Here is a 20,093-nt window from a genome sequence, read left to right as displayed (position 1 = left end):
CACCTCCTTAATCAACGGAGCCGATCACCGTCCCAAACTTAAACCAGTAATTAGTATACCAATTAAATCAGTGAAAAAAGCGTTCTATCAACATTTTCACGCAAATTTAATTGAATTATTTTGAAAGAAAATCGTTGCTTTTACGTACCCTGATACTAACGATATAGTTATAGAAAGACACTAATAAATGTGTTAGTATTTAAATGTAAAAGGAGTCCAACCAGCTGTTACTAGTTGAACTCCCATGGTTTCCGTCTGAGACGGTGATCAGCAAGAGTAGTAATAACCATTCCGGCCTGTCAAAGCAAGGGAACGGTTATTTTTTTCGTATTTCTAAAATTCTAACAATCAAATTCAAGATAGCTAACAAAATTGTTAGCCACTGAAACACTGAAAAGGTGTCAAAAGACCTTGTCCTTTCTAGGACAAAGCGAACGAATAAAACAATCACACTTTTCCAATCACCAAATCACCGACTTACACATTCCGGGACACGACAAATCAAAAAATAGGCGCAAGCCACATGATAGAATCCCGTCTGATTAGTAAATAAGCGCTGACCAAACGGGATATTAATTTGTGCCCATCGGCGCATATTTTACGATAGGTCGTGTGTCGAGATTGGGAAGTGGTTAAATTCAGAGAAGGTCAAGTTCGCTTGAAATAATGGTGCACCACTGCAACCAAACAAAAATAAATCATTTAGTCCACCAGATCCGCATCCACCACAAACCAGCAGCTGTTAACGGGCAAATAAAAAGCGCACCTCGCGGTGCGCGTCTTGATCTAATCTTCAGTTTTCAGTAGCTCAACACCAAAATTAACTCGGCCAGATAAACTAACAAAGAATTTACCTAGCTCAGAAACTTCATTATCGCCGCCACCATTATCGCCATACCCAATGCCTAAAATGGCGTCAACGTCGTCTACAATAATTGGATCATCACTACTATGGTCAAACATCTTCTTTTTAGGTGCTTTGACCGTAGTTTTTTTATGGTGATGTTTATGTTTAGCTGGGGCAGCTTGTGTCGGGGCAGAAGTTGTTGGTTGTTCCTGATGATTACCGCGACTCATGTAAACCCGAAATGTGGTACCACCAGAACCAAAATCTGCATGATCCAGTGCCGTACCATTACTGGTGATAAAGTAGCCTTCCAGTTGTAAATCATGAATGAATTGGTAGGTGTCAAAATTAATGACCGTACCGTTTTCACCCGTTAAAACTTCATACTTCAATACTTTGCCGGTATCACCGTCAATATACAAAATGGTGACTGTTGAATATTGAGGACTAATTGTGCGTGGGTGATAAGGGACCGAGACATACGTATGATTAGCCGGGATCGTTGCAGGTTTCGACGCTGGAACTACCGGTGTCGTAGTTGCTGTACTTGGCTTACTTGGGGTGCTAGGTTGGCTTGGTGTCGTTGTTGGTGTCGATGGCTCACTTGGAGTGGTCGTTTTTGGCTGTTCCTTGTAACTAACTGTAATCGTAGCATTCTGAGCAGTCGTGGCAGAGCCATTGCCAAATGCAGTCAGCATATCGCTGATGGTTTGACCACCATCTGTTTTGGTTCCCGTACTAATTGAACTAGTCGATGGCAGATAACCATTAACAGCTGTCGGGGTCATGTTCTTGAAGCTGTTGGTTGTCTGCCAATTGCCATAGCTAACAGTGGCACCAGTCACCAAATCGACAGTGTAAGAGCGTGAATACGTGATTGTTTGCGTCACAGTCTGGGTGCCACTTGGTGTGTTTTGGTTAACTGTGATCGTGAAAGATTTATGAGTATTGCCATAAGCACTGTCACTACTACTGGAAGGTGCTGGTTTAGTGGTCTTTTTATGCTTTAAGTGAACAACCACATTATCAGTGTCATCAGCGGTCAATGCTGTCGAGGTTGAAACGGTTTGGTCACTGTTATCAGTGTAACCCGAACCAGCAACAACTTGATAGTTAGCTGGAATTTGGACTTTATTAGTTGGAGTTGTGCCAGCATCGCCAGTTAAAGTGGTCACTGTACCAACTGCTTGACCTTGTTTGTCGTCGTCAACAAATGATAAAGTCGCCGTGGCAGTTGTATCTTTTGTGACTGTGTAGGTAATGTCGATGGTTGGGGATGCTTTGGCTAAAGCAAAGTCGATTGAAGCCGTCACTTTGCCATCATCACCGTAGGAAATCGTACTGTTTGGATATTTTGAAAGATCAATTGTGGCATTGTTGTCAGCTACTGCACTGTTGCTGGTACTTGGATTGCCTAGTACGGTTTTGGTAATTTTGTATTTGGTTGAGCCATCACCAACTGTTTGTGTACTATCTGTGTAAGTAGAACAATTTTTTAAAGCATTCAATGCAGCAGAAATATCATCACTTATAGTAGCTGGTGTTTTGGTGGTTGTGGTTAAATAATTATCTGTCGCACTACCAGAAAATTCAATTGTACCAGCTTTTGAACTGGTGTATAAAACATTGCCTTCTGTGTCGATAATTGAAACGTTCAGACTGACATTAGTCGTGTTTAATCCTTCAACAGGTGACCATTTACTTCCAGTAGCGTCTGAAGTGGCATAAACGGTTAAATCATTAGAAGGATCACTATCTTGTTGAGAAGCCATAGCGACAGCCAACATATTGAAGAATTGTTCGCGTTGTTGATTAGTCAAACGAGCCATGTAGTTGTTAGAAGAAATATTAAGTTCTGTACCTACATGACCTTTAATAATTGCCGTTTCTTTATCAGCATCGGTTGGGTCGCCATGTGAAATAGTGATGTAATACCCTTCATTGGGATCTTTTAAGCCCATCCAAATTTCAGAGTCTGGATTAGTAATTGTCTTCGCATCTGTCGTTCTCCAAGAATCAGTAACAGATAAGCCCAATGAACCATTTTCTGGTAATCCCCCAACCGATTGCACATCTTCGATTTGAAAAACTAGCGGATCAGATGATTTGAAAATAGACTTTCCGTTAGCATCTTTTCCATCACTAATAAGCGGTGATTTTCCGGTAATGATCATATCATTCGAGGGATCTTCATCGTCTAAATGGGCAAAAGCCTTAACGGCATCAACCTGACTCTGGGTCATTTGGTAGCCAGTAGCTAAGTCAATATTCACGGTATTCGTGGTGTCATCATAAGTGACAGTTCCATTAAAAGCGCCATCAGATGTTGCGGCTGAAGAATTCACAAACCCAACTTGAGATGAAATATCAGTTACAGCAGCTGTAGCCGTTACTTTTTGAGCTTGGCCAGTTGCTTGATAGGTTTCAGTAGCGGCAGCTTTTGCATTTTTAACTTGAGCTGCATTGGCATTACCTAAATTAGTAACTGCCGCACTAGAAGTGACATCACTCGCAGCAGAATTAGTTGTAGCAACACTTGAAGCAACGGCGCTGCTTGTGCTAGTACTACTTTGGCTACTCTTAAGTGCTACAGAACTTGAATTACTTAGCGCTGAACTAGTAGCTACTTTTCGACTATTACTAGGTTGGTCAGTTGTATCCGCATGTACAGTTTCAGCGTTCGCAGCTCCAATGCTCATTGAAGCAAAAACAGCACCAGCGATTAACCAAGATTTTTTTGATTTATAAAGTTTAAAATGAACTTTTGGTTCAAAATCTGAATTCTGACTATTTTGATGAGTCATTCATTGTCACCTCCATACATATAATTTTTTAATCGTCGTTTTCTTCTTTATTGTAGTCCCATTGATACTCTGGGAATAGTTTTTCCAATCGATGTTCCTTACATTTTAAAATTAAATTCGCCAGTTCTTCCCAGTCTTGTGGGGTTGGTGGATCCATCCAAATCACTTGTGGTTTCTGGACAAAGTTGGAGTGTAGATCCGAAATATAAATATCAGTTTGTTCATTAATTCGAGGTTGCACAACAATGTGAGCGTGGTTAAAAGCTTCGAGTGATTTAATCACATACGTTGAATAAAGTGTCCCTTCAGAAAAGTCCACACAAATAAAAACGCGGTCTTTCATTAATTCAACTGGTACAGAATTAATCAGACAGAACATGTAACTAAAGTAGAGATTAATCACCATTTGATTACTAATGGTAAATGACGATTCAGCTCGTAATTGCTTTAAAAATTCTCGAATCACGAGATCAAAAGTTGGATACAGTTGCCGGAAAAATGAGACCTGATTGGAATTAATAAAAGTCGTTGGTTCGACATAGAATGTCGTAAATTGGAGATTTACTTTCAATAAACTCAAATATAAATCTGTTTTATTAACATCAAAGCCGTCTTCTAAGAAGCCTTTATCATTTAAAAAATTAATAAAATCACATGAAATTTTAGCAGCTTCAGGGAAGTGTTGATCAATGTTTTCAACAATTTCATTATCCAAAAATCCCTGCGTAATTAAGAAACTATATAGATAGTCCATTTCGTTTTGAGTAATCGTAATCGTTTGATGCAAATCATTCGAGATTTCAGCTTGCAAAGCATGATAGGTATCACCACGTAATTCATCTGAAAGTAATGAATTGGCGATGGTATTTTTATCGTCTAAGCGCAAAATCCAAACTTTAATAAGAGTATTGAGTTTGACGTATTGGGTTGGCTGAATATCATGTGTGGCATATTGGGCCACGCTGTCAATGACTTGTTGAACCGCCTCATCTAGTTCTTCAAATGGCGATTCGATGCCGGCATAGACCGTGTAGTAAAGTTGGAAAAGGCGTAAGCGAATGATGAACTCAGGGTCTTGATTAATACCAGCAATCGAATAGAAATCATTGTTCTGAATTTCTGTTTTTAAAAGATTGTTCAAACGGTAAAAGACAGGGTGAGACACATAGTGATCATCCATGTATTGGCGGGCAGTATACACATTTTGATAAAAGAAACGATATTCAAAAATGGAGCGCATGGTTGAGCGCTTGAAGTAGAGAAGCGTCATTTTTTGCACAACAAAAGTATTGACGTTTTGAGCGCGAAAGGTACCTTTCAAAACTTCGTCAATAAAGCTAGGAGTTTCATCTGAAACAGTGGCAAGGTCAGCATTAACTGTTTCAAAGAATTTATTCAATTGAAAATTAGTCAGGCCAAATTGATCACTAAGCTCTTGACGTAAGACGGTGTGTGTCGGGTGCTTAGACATTAGTCTTAAAATTTTCAAATAGATTTGGTCGTTCTTATTTAATAAAAAGTCGAAATACATTGAATATCCTCCCAAACGGCGTACAACTTTTTTCTATGTAGTGAATATTAATCTGAAATAATAGCTCTGTATATATAGAATACAACAGATACAACACTCGGGATAGTGGGGCTGAGTAAATGTGTGTCTCTTTTATTTTAAAACTCATAAAATAGCGAGACACCGGAACTATTGTCTATTTACGAAAACGATTTTATAGTCATGGTAGAACAAATTCGATTTGTGTGGTCGGATGGGTTGATTAAATAATCATCAATACAATCAAATGATTAACCCCCCAAACGTATTGGTGTGTTATTTAATTAACCCGTTTGATCAAATTTAAATGGTTTTTGTTTAAAAAACTAATTGAAGGTTTAGAAGGTAAATGAAGGAGGAGTTTTTAAAGGTCTGAGAAAGTGAAAAAATCTCATAACAAACTATTCAACGATACGTTGAATCGAAAAGAACATTACAAGCTTTATAAGTCCGGAAAACAGTGGTTGATTGCGGGTGCAGTTGCCGTTACTTTAGGACTTGGAACATATGGCTATGAAGCCGATGTTCACGCAGATACCTTGGCACAAGCTAGTGATAGTCAAAAGGTCACTACTAGTGCTGCACCAAGTAGTTCAAGTGCTGTAACACTCAAGAATAGTAAAAGCAGTGCCGTTGCTTCAAGTGCGATCACAACTAGTTCTGCTGCTAGTGATTCCACTTCTAGCGCGGCAGTTACTAATTTAGGTAATGCCAATGCAGCTCAAGTTAAAAATGCAAAAGCTGCCGCTACTGAAACCTATCAAACAACTGGTCAAGCTCAAAAAGTAACGGCTACAGCTGCTGTAACTGATATTTCATCACAAGTTGGGTTTGTGAATTCTTCAGCCGCAATATCTGATGCGACGACTTATAATGGGACTGTCACTTATGATGACGCCACGAATACCGTGAATATTGACTTAGCTACGGGTTATCAAATGACCCAAAATCAAGTTGATGCCGTTAAAGATTTTGCCCATTTAGACGATGAAGATCCTTCGAATGATATGATCATTACCGGGAAATCACCGCTTATTAGCGATGGAAAAGATGCTAACGGAAGGTCTATTTTCAAATCAACTGATCCGCTAGTTTATCAAATTGAAGATGTGCAAAAAGCTGGAGGCCAACCAGAAATTGGGTCAGACGGTATAGCTGTCACTGATTCTTGGAGAACGACAGATGGGACGACAATTACTAATCCAGACTCTGAAGTTTGGATGAGTTTGAGAGATTCCAATGAAGGGTATTACATCACTATTTCACATGGTGATCCAACCGATGCTGATAAAGCAGCGGCAATTATTAAAGGTCATGTAGGTACAGAACTTAATATTTCTTCTAATAACTACATGGCTCGTTTGACTAACCAGCAACGCGAACAATTCTTCAATATGCTGGCTGCAGCTAAAATTTCTCAAGAAGACGACGATCCTTCTAATGATTTAACCGTTTATGCCACTTCAGACCGTACTGGAAGTAAATGGGCATCTATTGATGGGTTAAACACAACAGAAGTCAGTCTTTTTGTTTCAATTGTCGATACAGATGGCAAAGTTTTATATACCAGTACAAAAGCTGGTACAATTGAATTCTCTGGTAGTGCGACAGATAATTATTTGGCCTCAACCACCAAAACACCAGCTGTTATGAGTGATGACATTTCGGCTGCACTTGACGCATTAAAGAACGGAACAACATACACAGATGGTACACAAACTGTCGGTGATGGTTCAACTAGATACACATTACAAAGTACAATAGTTGGAACGCCTGCCGGGACCGACAACAAAGTTACTAGCAAAGCCAATGAGATTACCTTTGGTTCAGACTCTGCTTTTGCTAATAGTTCAGTTGATGCAGATAACGCTGGTGCAGTAACGGCAACCATTGATCAACAATTTGCTGAGAAAAAAGGAACTATTATCGATGTAAACTACGTAGTTGATAAAGCAGGTTACACCATTCATTTTGTTGACGAAGACGACAATAATGCTGAACTTGGTACTTACAAAGCCTCATATCCAACAGATGGTTCAGGGTACACTTATAAAGAAGGCGATGCCACTAACGGCGAAACGACCGTTGATTTATCAAATTACACATTTGATCCAACTAAGTTTGCAGCTGAAAATGGTACGGCTTCTGGTAATTACGAAGAAATACCACTTAAGACGAGTGTTACTGACTATACAATTGAATTAAAACACAAGACAGATGACACTACGCTCAAAACAAATCGTACTATCAACTATATTAAAGACGATAACACGACAGCTGCACCAAGTGTTACACAAACTGCTGACTGGAAGAAGTCAATTGACTTAGTAACAGGAACAACGACTTATACACAAACTTCAGCATACGATGCACAAAAATCACCTGATGTCGCTGGCTACACACCAGACATCAAGAATGTTGAAGCAACCAATATTGCTACAGATGCAACAACTACTGAACCTCAAGATGCTACACCAGTCACAGTTACTTATACACCAGGTATGCAAAGTGCCCAAGTTAAGTACTATGATGATACAACTGGCGCAGTATTAGACAGCAGTTTGTTAACTGATAATTCTGGTGCAGCAGTTGACTTTACTGACGTTGCTACTGAAATTAGTAAATATGAAGGTAGCGGCTATAAACTAGTTAGCGATGGTACCAAAGACGGTGCCACATATGACACTGACAGCAGTAAGACCCAAACCTTTGAAGTTCACTTCACTGAAGTGCCAAAGGCAGCAGCTGGTACTGTCCACTATGTATATCAAAACGTTGGTGGCCCAGAACTGATAAAGACTGCACCACTTACTGGTAACGTTGGCGATGATTACACTAGTCAAATTAAAATTGATCAAACAATTGCCGCTAATGGCAAAGCACTAGATGGTTCTACCTTAGCTGATGGTGGTGGCACACTTGATACAACAACCTTGTATTACTACGCTACAGCCGATGTAAACGGTGGTCAATTTAATGCTTTAGATGATAAAACTGGTCCAGATGCACAATATAGTACAGAGGGCCAAGATGTCTGGGTTATCTATACTGCTAAACCAATTGACTCTGGTTCTAAGCTGACTGCAACAAGCAATCACCACGGAGACACAACTGATCCAAATACTGGTGATAAGGTTCCTGCTGGGACAACTGTCAATATTATTAACGGAACAGACGAAAATGGTAATCCAAACATTATCAACACGTTTGAAATTCCAGATGGCACAAGTACATCTACTTCAACTGCCACACCAATTCACTCAATCAGTGTTCCAGATACAGCTAATAAGAGTACAACAGTTTACTTCTACACGGGTGATGAAATTACTAAAGAAAACCCAACCGAAGCAGACATTCCTACTGGTACTGAAATTGGTCAAGTAACTGTTAAAGATGGTGATGACGGTAAAGATGCTACCCCAGTTGAGGTAACACCTACTGGTACACCAACTAAAAATGATGATGGTTCACAGACTCAGACTTATACCATTACTCAAGGAAAAGATTCAAATGGTAATCCAATTGTAGTAGGATCATTTAACGTTTCGTCTGGTGCTACTGGTGACAAAGGTGCAACCGGTCCAACAGGCCCAACAGGCCCACAAGGTGAACAGGGGAAACAAGGTGTTCAGGGTGCTACGGGTGAAACTGGAGCTACAGGTGAAACTGGTGCTTCCGCAACCATCCCAACACTTGGCGCACAGGACAATGGTGATGGAACCTTTACATTAACCGTAGGCGGCTTACCAACTGGTGATCCAGTCAAACTTCCCGCAGGTCCACAAGGTGCCACAGGTCCTACAGGTGCAACTGGTCCTGCTGGCTCAGCAGGTGCTGGCGGCGATACACCTACACTTGGTGCTCAAGATAACGGCGATGGCACATTTAATTTAACCGTGAATGGTAAACCAACTGGTGATCCAATTAAGATTCCAGCTGGTGAAACCGGTGCTACAGGTGCTAAAGGTGATACTGGCGCTAAAGGTGATGACGGTAAATCAGCCTATGAAGTTTGGCTGGGATTACCAGGAAATGCTGGTAAGACAGAAACTGATTACATCAATGCTTTAAAGGGTGATACAGGAGCTACCGGTGAAACCGGTGCAACTGGTGCCACAGGTGTTTCACAAACGATTACTATGGGTAATTTCGTTGAAGGAACAGATGGTGAACCTGGCTATTACGAAATTACAATTAGTAATCCTGATGGACATTCATCAAGTAGTTACAAACTTTATGCAGGTAAAGATGGTAATGATGGTAAGTCAGCTTATGAAATCTGGCTTGGACTTCCTGGCAACGATGGTAAGAGTCAAGATGACTTTATTAACTCACTTAAAGGTGCTACAGGTGCTACAGGTGAAACTGGTGCCACAGGACAAACCGGTGCAACTGGTGATAATGGTAAGACACCAACCATCGCCCCAGTTACCGATCCAACAACTGGTGAAACAACTGGCTACACGATTTCAATCGAAGGCCAAAATCCAATTACTGTAACTAATGGTAAAGATGGTAAGACACCAACAATCACGCCTGTTAAGGGTGATGATGGTAAGACGACTGGCTACACCATTCAAATTGAAGGTCAAGATCCAATTACATTGACCAACGGTACAAATGGAACCCCAGGTGCTACAGGAGCCACTGGTGCCACCGGTGAACAAGGTGCTACAGGTGCCACAGGACAACCCGGTGCACAGGGTGAAGATGGTAAGACACCAACCATCGCCCCAGTAACTGACCCAACCACAGGTGAAACAACTGGCTACACGATTTCAATTGAAGGTCAAAATCCAATTACTGTAACTAATGGTAAAGATGGTAAGACCCCAACGATTACACCTATTAAGGGTGACGATGGTAAGACCATTACTGGTTACACCATTCAAATTGAAGGTCAAGATCCAATTACATTGAGTAACGGTGTAGATGGACAACCTGGTGCTACAGGTGCCACAGGTGCTACTGGTGAAAAAGGTGACACTGGTGCCACAGGTGCTACCGGTGAAAATGGTAAGACACCAACAATTGCTCCAGTCACTGACCCAACCACAGGTGAAACAACTGGCTACACCATCTCAATCGACGGTCAAAACCCAATTACCGTAACTAATGGTAAAGATGGTAAGACCCCAACGATTACACCTATTAAAGGTGACGATGGTAAGACTACTGGGTACACCATTCAAATCGAAGGTCAAGATCCAATCACATTGACCAACGGAACTAATGGGACTAATGGTACTAACGGTAAAGATGGTCAAACACCTAAAGTTGACGAAATCACGAATCCAGATGGCACGAAGTCATACGAATTCTACATTACTAATCCAGATGACGGCACCAAGACGATTCTTGGCACTGTTGATGCACCTAAGGATGGTAAAGATGGTTCAACCCCAACTGTTGATCCTAACCAGACCACTTATGACAAAGATGGCAATACAATTTACACCCTTGTCGATAATACTGGTAAGACAGTTGGTACGTTCACTGCTCCTAAGGGTGATAAAGGTGACACAGGTGCTAAGGGTGCCGATGGTGAAACACCATCAATCACCCCAGTTAAAGGCGACGATGGGACAACGACTGGTTACACCATTACCTTAGGTGGTAAAGATTACACCGTTACAAATGGTAAAGATGGTAAGACACCAGAAATTACCCCAACCACTGACCCTGCTACTGGTAAGGTTACTGGTTACACGATCACCATCGCCGGTCAAGATCCAATCACATTGACCAATGGTAAAGATGGCGATAAGGGTGCTACTGGTGCTACCGGTGAACAAGGTGCCACAGGTGCCGATGGCCTTGATGGTCAAACACCAGAAGTGCAAGAAGTAACTCAAAACGGTAAGAAAGTTTACCAATTCTACGTTACTAACCCAGATGGTACTAAGAACATTATCAGTACAATCGACGCTCCAGCCGATGGTAAAGATGGTGACAAGGGTGCCACAGGCGCTACCGGTGCAACTGGCGAACAAGGTATCGATGGTAAGTCCGCATACGAAGTTTGGATGGGACTACCAGGTAACGATGGCAAGTCAATGACTGACTTTATCAATGCTCTTAAGGGTGATAAAGGTGCTACCGGTGCCACAGGTGCTGATGGAAAAGATGGCGCAGATGGTCAAACACCACAAGTCGAAGAAGGCACAGATGCCAACGGCAACAAGGTTTACACCTTCTATGTAACTAATCCAGATGGCACAAAGACAATCATCAGTACAATTGACGCACCAAAAGATGGTAAAGACGGTAAAGATGGTCAAACCCCTCAAGTTCGTCAAACCACTGATGACAAAGGCAACAAAGTCTATGAATTCTACGTTACTAATCCAGATACTGGTGAAGAAACCCCACTTGGTACTGTTACAGCACCAAAAGACGGGACAAACGGTACCAATGGTACAGACGGTGTTGACGGCCAAGATGGTAAATCAGCATACGACCTCTGGGTTGAAAACGGTGGTAAGGATCTCAATGGCGACGGTAAAGTCGACATTAACGACTTCAACCTTTCCAACAAGGGTGATAAGGGTGCCACAGGCGCTACTGGTGCAACTGGTGCCGATGGTGACGATGCCTACACTGTTTGGTTGAACAAGGGCGGTAAGGATCTTAATAACGATGGTACGATCGATTACAAAGATTACCTCTTAGTCATTAAGGGTGATCAAGGTCCTACTGGCGCCACTGGTCCTACAGGTGCTACTGGCCCTGCTGGTAAAGATGGTCAAACAACCACTACACCAACTGATAACCTCGTTCACAAGAAGGTCATTGTTCACTTCGAAAACGAAACAGACCATGCAATTACATTAGCATCAGGCGCTGTCGTTAAAGCAGGTGACACTTACACGACCGAAGCTTCAACTGATGAATTAGGTATTCCTTCAACATCTAAACCAGTCGCAACTGAAAAAGCCGTTATCAATTACTTCGATGTTGATACCAACACTTGGGGCATTGAATTAGACGACGCCGCTGATGACGAAACATTAGGTCAAACTTACACAACACCTTCCACCAAGTCATTAACGATTAGTGCGCAAGAACAAGCAGACGTTAACGCTTACCTTGCTTCATTAAGTGCTAGTGATGGTGCCAAAGAAGTTGACTTTGTCGCTGCTCAAGCTGGCCCAAGTGCCGAAGAAACAGCTGCTGAAACTGATTCAGTTGACGGTGGGGCTGTGACAGCTGCCACAACCACAACTGATACAACTGGCTTATCAGCAACTGACGCTGCTACTGCTAGCCACGACGAAGAAATCTGGTTTGTTGCGCGTGATAACAATACTGACGGCACATCAACGACGGATACGGATCAACCAGGAACACCAGACGATAATACGCCTACAACTCCTAGTGATACGACAACGCCAAGTACCCCAGCAACCCCAAGCACAACAACTCCAGAAACAACCACACCTGCTACACCAACAACCCCAGTTAGTGCAACGGTGACACCAGCTACTCCTGCAACTAAGGTTGCTAAGACAACTGGTACTGCTACAAAGACAACAACTAACAAGTTGCCACAAACTGATGAAAGTGCAGAAGGTACCGCATTAATCATGCTCGGTATCGGTATGACCGCTGCTGAAGCTGCCATGGCTTACGGTTTTGCAAAACGCAAGCGTCAAAACAGCACGCACAGTGATTTGTATTAATCAGTTTCGAGATTAGAGGCTTAATCTCACATAAGTAACACTTTTCCCCGAAGAGTTCTGCTCTTCGGGGATACATATAAGCGTATAGACCCCGTTTGATTGGGTGGCTTTTATAAAAAAATTGGAGGAGTTCACATGCAAAAACTAATTAGTGTCATCGTCACCGTTGATAACGCCCAGGAAAGTGATTTAAGTATTCCGTTATCGTCATTAAACAATCAAATTGGCTTTGATTTTGGCCAACTAGAAGTCATCTTGGTGGATAACGGCGCGTATAAATTACGTGATGCCAGTGTGTTTAATTTGTTTGCTAATTTAACGTTGAAATATCTCAAGGTGGATCAAGTTATGACCACCGCTAGTGCGTTTCAACATGGCATCGACGCAGCGACTGGCGATTATGTGATGTTGATGAGCCCAAATAGTCAGTTGAACCAATCCAGTATTTTCCAAAGTTTTGCGGTGCGCGCCCAAGAACATCGCGATGCTGATTTAATTTCGGGCTTGTTGATGGAACAAAGCATTAATGAACAACTCCAAGAACAATACAAAGTTGGTCGGAATGATCAAAGCATTTATGCCCGTTGGTTTAGACGGGATTTCCTAGCGCAAAACAAGATTCAATTTCGTGATGATTTTGGTGGTTATGCCAATGAATATGTTTGTCGCTTAGCTAATCAGTTAGCAACTGAAGATGTGCATATTGAAGAAGTTGGTTACGTTAAATTTACGAATCGCCAACTAGCCGGGGTGCAAAATACGGATACCACTGGTGTGATTAGTGCCGACTGGTTGAAGATGATGGGCACGTACTTCTTGAAACTCCAAGATACCAATCAAGACTTATATATGAATGAATTCGCGCGGTTCATCGTGCGCTTCTATACCCAACTCAAACAAATTCCAGCCATGCAACGCACGGAAATTAGTGAATTAGTAAAACCGTTAGCCGGAAAAAATGCGATTGCCTGGAGTTACACGCAACAATTTGTGGCGCAAGTTAAGCAACAGGATCAATCTCCACAAGCACCATGGAATGCTGAACCCGCCCAGTTTGATGCTTATTTAAATGGGATTACTAGTTATTTACAATCGTATGGTTTAGCAGTTAAAAAATAAAATGAACAGGTGAAAAAGATGGAAAAACTCGTTTCAATTATTATCCCATTTAAAGATGAAAGTAAGGCCACCGTTGATACAGCGTTAGCGTCAATTAATAATCAAATCGGTATTGATTTTGACCAGGTCGAAGTGGTGGTGGTCAGTGATGGTGGGCTGCGCTTTGATGAAGAGCAACTCAATGATGAATTTAGTCATTTAAATATTCGCTATTACCGCTATGCCGAAAGCCACGGAGCAGGGATGGCCCGCCAAGTCGGGATGGATATTTCTGAAAGTAAGTACGTGATGTTTATGGATGCTGACGACCAATTGTATTTTGTCGGTGCCTTACTCGAATTTTTCAATGTCGTGAAATATCACGGTGATCACCAGATTATGATTGGTAAGTATTTGGAACAGGGTCGCAACGGTGACAACGATTTTCGCTATTACATGCACGAAAATAACGACTGGAAGTCACCCGTCGCCAAGTGGTTCAACCGTGAGTATCTCGCCCAGGTTCAATTGACCTGGGCTGAAGATATCAAGGTCTTTGAAGATACCTATTTTGTCGGCGTGGCCTGCATGCTGGCTAACGACATTTATCAAATTAACACTACGATTTACATGTGGCTGTGGAATGGTGATTCAACGACGCGCAGCAATGGTGGTCAGAGTTTCTATCGCCAATTAGACCAGTGGGTTAAGTCGTATCAACATACGTTTGAGAAATTGGCTGAGTTTAAACCGAATCTGCTGATTGAAGAGTTTGTAAACTATGAAGCCGATCTGTATTTACGCAAGCAAAAGTGGCCTGCTGAAGACGAAGCTGAATTTTGGCGGTGTCAGGGCGAGTTATTGCTGAAGTTCCCCCAGCAGTTCTTGCAAGTTAAAGACCAAGTGGCTAGCCGTGTCGAACAGTTGGTGAAATCACACAGTGAATACGGTCAATTTAACGCAGCAGGTGTCCCTGCATTTATCGAAACTCAAGATCGTGTTTTGGACAATTTAGGTCGTTAAGTGTTTTGTGAAAAATGAGAAGAATTTAATCTCTTTTATTTCCAAAAAGCAAAAAAACTAGACACGTTCACCCCAGTGACAGCAAGGCTTTTAGGCCCTACAATTATTATCAAGAACTAAAACTAAAATTTGTGAATTCAAATTTAAAAAAGTATTTTGACGAAATTTTTGTAATTCGGGATTGTCGCAACGTAATTAATACAGGGGTGAACGAAATGAGTAGATTGAAAGACTTGCGCGGTGAGCATTTTACGAGATTAGTAGTGCTGCGCAGAATGGATGAAAATGCAATGAACGGTAATGCACGTTGGTTATGTCGTTGTGAGTGTGGTAATTTAACGGTGGCGGACGGAACCCAGTTACGCTCAGGGACCAAGAAGAGCTGTGGGTGTCTACGACGTGATTTGTCCAAGACTGTCTTTATGAGTAACGATAAAATTACTAGTCACATTGGCCGCTTTGATCAATTAGTGAATGAAGACGGCATTCCATATTCATCACTGGTGCGTAACCGTCGCAACCACACTGGTGTGATTGGCGTTTCATATGATAAAAAGAGTGAAAAGTGGTTTGCGCGCTTGATGCATAATCATCACTATGTGTTATTGAAGAGCTTTGATACGATTGAAGAAGCCGTGGAAGCACGCAAGCTTGCTGAAGCTAAATATTTTAAACATGATAAAGCCTGTACTGAAACCGAGCAGGTGCATTAAAGAGGTCAAGTGTCCTTTGGGGATGCTTGGCTTTTTTTGAATCAGTTTTGATACTATTTTATACACTACATGATATAATATGTACATATGATTATCAAAAGGAGAGCAGTTATGCATCAAACCGAGATTGTAATGAATTTTGTTAAGAAAAATAAAGGGCAGATTACAAATGACGATGCTCAAAAACTGGGCGTACCAAAGATGCTGTTGTATCGTATGGCTGACCAGCATCAACTTGAGAAGTTAGCACCAGGCGTATTCATTGATCCAACTGAATTTGGAGATGATTTAGCTGCTTTGCAGTATCGTTTTTCAAAAGGGGTGTTTTTCAAAGACACTGCCTTATTTTTGCATGGCATGATTGATAAAACTCCTGAAATATATGAAATGAATTTTCCGATGTCTAACCCTCATCAATTAACGGATGACACGCCACTAAAAACCTATCGACAAACAAATCGTTTATACGAAATCGGGATTGAGAAAATAAAAAGTCCAGGTGGGCACACTTTACGTACATATAACATTGAGCGTACTTTGTGTGACATTTTAAGAAAACGAGATCGAACAGACGCTGAAACCATTAAACAGGCCATGACTTTTTATGCGCAACACGTTCGTAAAGATATTTTGAAATTAACAGAGTATGCTGAAATTTTTAAAGTTCGAGATGAAATTCAACTGTATATGGAGGTTTTGCTGTGAGTAGGATTACTCATGTTAACAAGAAATTAAATTTTGATACATTTAGCGCAATAGATGCTGGCCAGGCTTTTTGGAGCGTACTTGGTCGACCGTTTTTTTAAAAATTTTTTAGTCAACTTACGTACTAAAAAGTATGATTATTAGATTGAAGTGGTTGCAGGAAGAAAAGTGATTTCTGTGCAAAAACAATTTAAAATATGTTATTATGTACTTGTAAATAAAAGGAGCTTAACTAGGTACAACTAGTTAAGCTCCAAGGCTAGAGTTTCCGTCTGAGACGGAACCAGCTAGTTACCGTGGTAACTATTCTCACTGATTAAAGTTTAGGGAATAGTTACTTTTTTAATAGTTCTAAAACTGCAACAACAAGCATTGCAAAGGCAATTAAAATACTCAGCCATTGAAATGGTGTCACGATATCTGTATCCTCTCCAGGACACAGCGAACACAAAAAAGCATTGGCGCCACCTCCTTAATTAAGAGGCTGGCCACCGTCCCAAACTAAAAACTAAAACCATTAGTAATTATATCAATAAAACAACTCCAAAACGTAATAATGGCAACATTCTAAGCTAAATTTCATCAAAATTTTATGAAAGAATTACGACTGTTTTACGTACCACATCACGATAGTTGGGGCTATGGGAGAAAAATTGATTTCTATGCAAAATCAATTTAAAATATGTTATTATGCAATTGTAAATAAAAGGAGCTTAACTAGCAGCAACTAGTTAAACTCCCCTGGTTAAGTTTCCGCCTGAGACGGAACTAGCCGAATTGTTGTGGTAACTATTCTCACTGGTCAAAGTTGGGGAATAGTTACTTTTTTATTAGCTCTAAAATAGCAACAACAAGCATTGCAAGGGCAACCAAAATACTCATTCAAATAGCAAATCTAGCTGACAAGCCTAGATTTTGCTATTTTTTTGTCTTTAAAACTAAAATGCAAAAAAGCTCATTTTAACTGGTTTCTTCAATTACATTCAGTTCGAATATTCAAGGTGGACGATGTTTTTTTAAAATTTTGTTGACAATTTGGTTACTTGCTTATATAGTTAGTTACACAAGTAATTAACCAACTAGGAGGACAATCATGTCAACAAATGCAATTGTGGCAGTCAAAGATTTATCAAAAACCTACGGCAGTCAGAATACGAAACAATATCAAGCCTTAAAGGAAATTAATTTTGAAGTGCAGTCCGGTGAATTTGTCGGCATCATGGGGGCATCAGGTTCAGGAAAGACCACCTTATTAAATTCGATTGCCACCCTTGATCGACCAACGAGTGGCTCGATTGAAATTAATGGTAAAGATGTCACTACCTTAAAAAATAATCAACTCAGTGAATTTCGGGCTCATGAATTAGGGTTCATTTTCCAAGATTTTAGTTTATTAGAAAATCTAACAGCTAAAGAAAACATTGCGTTGCCACTGACATTAAACAATGTCGCTAAGAAAAAAATTGATGCAGCGATTGATGCAGTTGCCCAACGCTTATCAATCAGCGAATTTTTAGACCAGTATCCGGGTCAATTATCCGGTGGACAAAAGCAACGGGTCGCAGCCGCACGGGCATTAGTTCATCAACCACAATTGATTTTGGCTGATGAACCAACCGGCGCCCTTGATTCAGACAGTGCGCGTGAGTTGCTTGATATGTTGACACAAATCAACCAACAACACGTGTCCGTTTTAATGGTTACACATGATCCATTCTCAGCATCATACTGTGGGCGCATTTTAATGATTAAAGACGGTGTCATCGGTCAAGAATTGGTGCGTGGCGAACAAAGCCGCAGCGAATTTTACCAACAAATCTTAACTGATTTAGGCACGTATAGATAAGGAGTGGCGAGATGATTTTCAAATTAGCAATGGGTGGTATTCAACGCCGTTTTCGCGACTATCTGGTGCTCTTTTCGGGATTAAGTATCGGGTCTGCGATCTTTTATATGTTTAGTGCGTTAGCCACCAACGAAAAGTTCCTAAAGGCCAGTGTTAGTATTTCATTAGTGAGCCAAGTCTTCATGTTTGGGCTGGTGTTACTCAGTTTAATCACCATCGTGTATGTCGGTTATGCGCAATCGTTTCTGATGAGTATGCGGCACAAAGATTATGGTTTATTTCTAATGTTTGGTGCCAAGCCACGTAAGATTAGCCAATTGATTATTTTGGAAACATTGATGGTTCATCTGAGTTCCGTGATCGTTGGAATTGTGGTCGGGATGGGGCTCACAAAAGTCGCCAGTCAATGGTTAGCAAGTCAGATCAACTTTTCTTTGAAAGGGTTGAATGTCATTTCTGGCAAAGCGGCTGGTTTAACCTTAGCGTTATTTGCCATCTTGGCCGTACTCTGTGCGCTATTTTCAGTGGTATCAGTCGCGCGCAAACCATTAAATGCGATTTTAAAGGCTGACCAAAGTGTCAATCCGACTACCAAGAAGAGCTGGTTATTAGCCCTGGAAAGTATTATCGGTGTCGCTTTACTAGCAGTCGGCTTTTATGCGATGATCCACATCAATACACTGAAATTATCAGCCATTCCAGTCGCCTTAGTCACTATTTCACTCGGAACTTACTTCGTGATTCACGCCCTATTCTCATTAATCATTAGTGCATTACGTCGTGCTAATATTAGTTTCCGTCAGTTACGATTATTCACCCTTGGCCAACTTCAATTTCGGATTCAGTCCTACACCAAGGTGTTATCGATGGTCACGATTTTATTTGCGATGGCGCTTGGTGCCATTGTGGTGGGGCTTGGTTATCACCGTCAGATTCCAATCATTAGTTCGCATTCTAGTGCATATAGCATGCAAGTGGTGGATCCAAATGCACACGCCAAGAAACTCATCGGTAAATTAAAGCTGCAACACAGCTCCATTTACCATGAAGTGACTGATGACAAGACGATTTATCTCAACCAACAAGAATTAAAAGACGATCCGTATCAAAAAGTTAAAGAAGTGTCGAGCACGCAAAAGCTCGGTAAACCGAAGTTTTTATCGGTGCAAAAATCAGAACTAACTGATCCAAAGTCGATGGCTTATGAATCATTTCTGTTGTTCCAAAAGCCTGCTGATCAACGTAAGAAAATTGTAGTTTTAAAGCCATCGCAATTTGAAAAACAAGCTGGGACTAAGCATAAATTACACCTGATGCGCGTTAACGACTTAACGTCCAATGCCAAGATCTTGAAGCAACTTTCCAAGTATTCTGCTGGCGTTGCCCAAAACGGGGTCATGATGATTAATGCATACGACATGTACGTCTTTTCTAACGCCATGTTTGGTGGCTTGGAATTCATCGGTCTATTCTTAGGAATTGCGTTCTTAACAATGCTGGCGTCATGTCTGATGTTCAAAGTGTTATCTGGAACTGCAGCAGATGTGCATCGCTATCAAATGCTCTTTAAGATTGGCGTGCCATTTGGTAAACTCAAGGCGGCCATGGCTAAAGAAATCGGTGTCTTGTTCATTATTCCAGGTATTGCTGGAATTGCCTACGTCGGTGTCGGCCTGCAAATGTTTAAACAATTGATGGTTAATCCGTACTATCATTGGTACTGGGCCGTATTAGGTTTTGCGGTGTGTTACGGACTGTATTACCTGCTGACATTGTGGCTGTACCAAAAACTAGTCTTACCAAGTCAACCAAAGGGTGGTGAGTGA

Annotated in this window: 9 protein-coding genes; 7 read left to right on the top strand and 2 right to left on the bottom strand. The window is 41.2% G+C overall.

The window, feature by feature from the left end:
- Positions 1-786: 786 nt before the first annotated feature.
- Positions 787-3,651, bottom strand: a complete 2,865-nt coding sequence (locus ACYVQZ_RS05415; protein WP_461240389.1) for a mucin-binding protein — start codon at positions 3,649-3,651, stop codon at positions 787-789.
- 28 nt (positions 3,652-3,679) lie between these two features.
- Positions 3,680-5,182, bottom strand: coding sequence for a hypothetical protein (locus ACYVQZ_RS05410; protein ID WP_461240388.1), 1,503 nt, complete (start codon positions 5,180-5,182; stop codon positions 3,680-3,682).
- A 398-nt stretch (positions 5,183-5,580) separates the two neighbouring features.
- On the opposite strand from ACYVQZ_RS05410, the gene ACYVQZ_RS05405 reads away from it, so the two are divergent.
- The 7 genes from ACYVQZ_RS05405 to ACYVQZ_RS05375 all read left to right on the top strand — a co-directional run bounded on the left by ACYVQZ_RS05405 (position 5,581) and on the right by ACYVQZ_RS05375 (position 20,093).
- The gene (locus tag ACYVQZ_RS05405) at positions 5,581-12,882 is read left to right on the top strand and encodes a mucin-binding protein (protein WP_461240387.1); all 7,302 of its coding nucleotides are present in this window, start codon (positions 5,581-5,583) and stop codon (positions 12,880-12,882) included.
- A 135-nt stretch (positions 12,883-13,017) separates the two neighbouring features.
- A complete protein-coding gene (locus ACYVQZ_RS05400; protein ID WP_461240386.1) occupies positions 13,018-14,001 on the top strand; it encodes a glycosyltransferase in 984 nt (327 codons plus the stop codon).
- An 18-nt stretch (positions 14,002-14,019) separates the two neighbouring features.
- A complete protein-coding gene (locus ACYVQZ_RS05395; RefSeq protein WP_461240385.1) occupies positions 14,020-15,003 on the top strand; it encodes a glycosyltransferase family 2 protein in 984 nt (327 codons plus the stop codon).
- Positions 15,004-15,218: 215 nt separating this feature from the next.
- Positions 15,219-15,716: an AP2 domain-containing protein gene (locus tag ACYVQZ_RS05390; protein WP_461240384.1), complete on the top strand. Its 498-nt coding sequence runs from the start codon at positions 15,219-15,221 to the stop codon at positions 15,714-15,716.
- Positions 15,717-15,827: 111 nt separating this feature from the next.
- Positions 15,828-16,421, top strand: a complete 594-nt coding sequence (locus ACYVQZ_RS05385) for a type IV toxin-antitoxin system AbiEi family antitoxin domain-containing protein (protein WP_461240383.1) — start codon at positions 15,828-15,830, stop codon at positions 16,419-16,421.
- A 1,093-nt stretch (positions 16,422-17,514) separates the two neighbouring features.
- Entirely contained in the window at positions 17,515-18,267 is a 753-nt protein-coding gene (locus ACYVQZ_RS05380) for an ABC transporter ATP-binding protein (protein WP_461240382.1), read from the top strand.
- Between the two features lie 11 nt (positions 18,268-18,278).
- The gene (locus ACYVQZ_RS05375) at positions 18,279-20,093 is read left to right on the top strand and encodes an FtsX-like permease family protein (protein ID WP_461240381.1); all 1,815 of its coding nucleotides are present in this window, start codon (positions 18,279-18,281) and stop codon (positions 20,091-20,093) included.

Source organism: Paucilactobacillus salsurae, from assembly GCF_054784995.1.
Note: the sequence above shows the minus strand (reverse complement) of the source record. Positions and strands in the feature narration are given on the sequence as shown.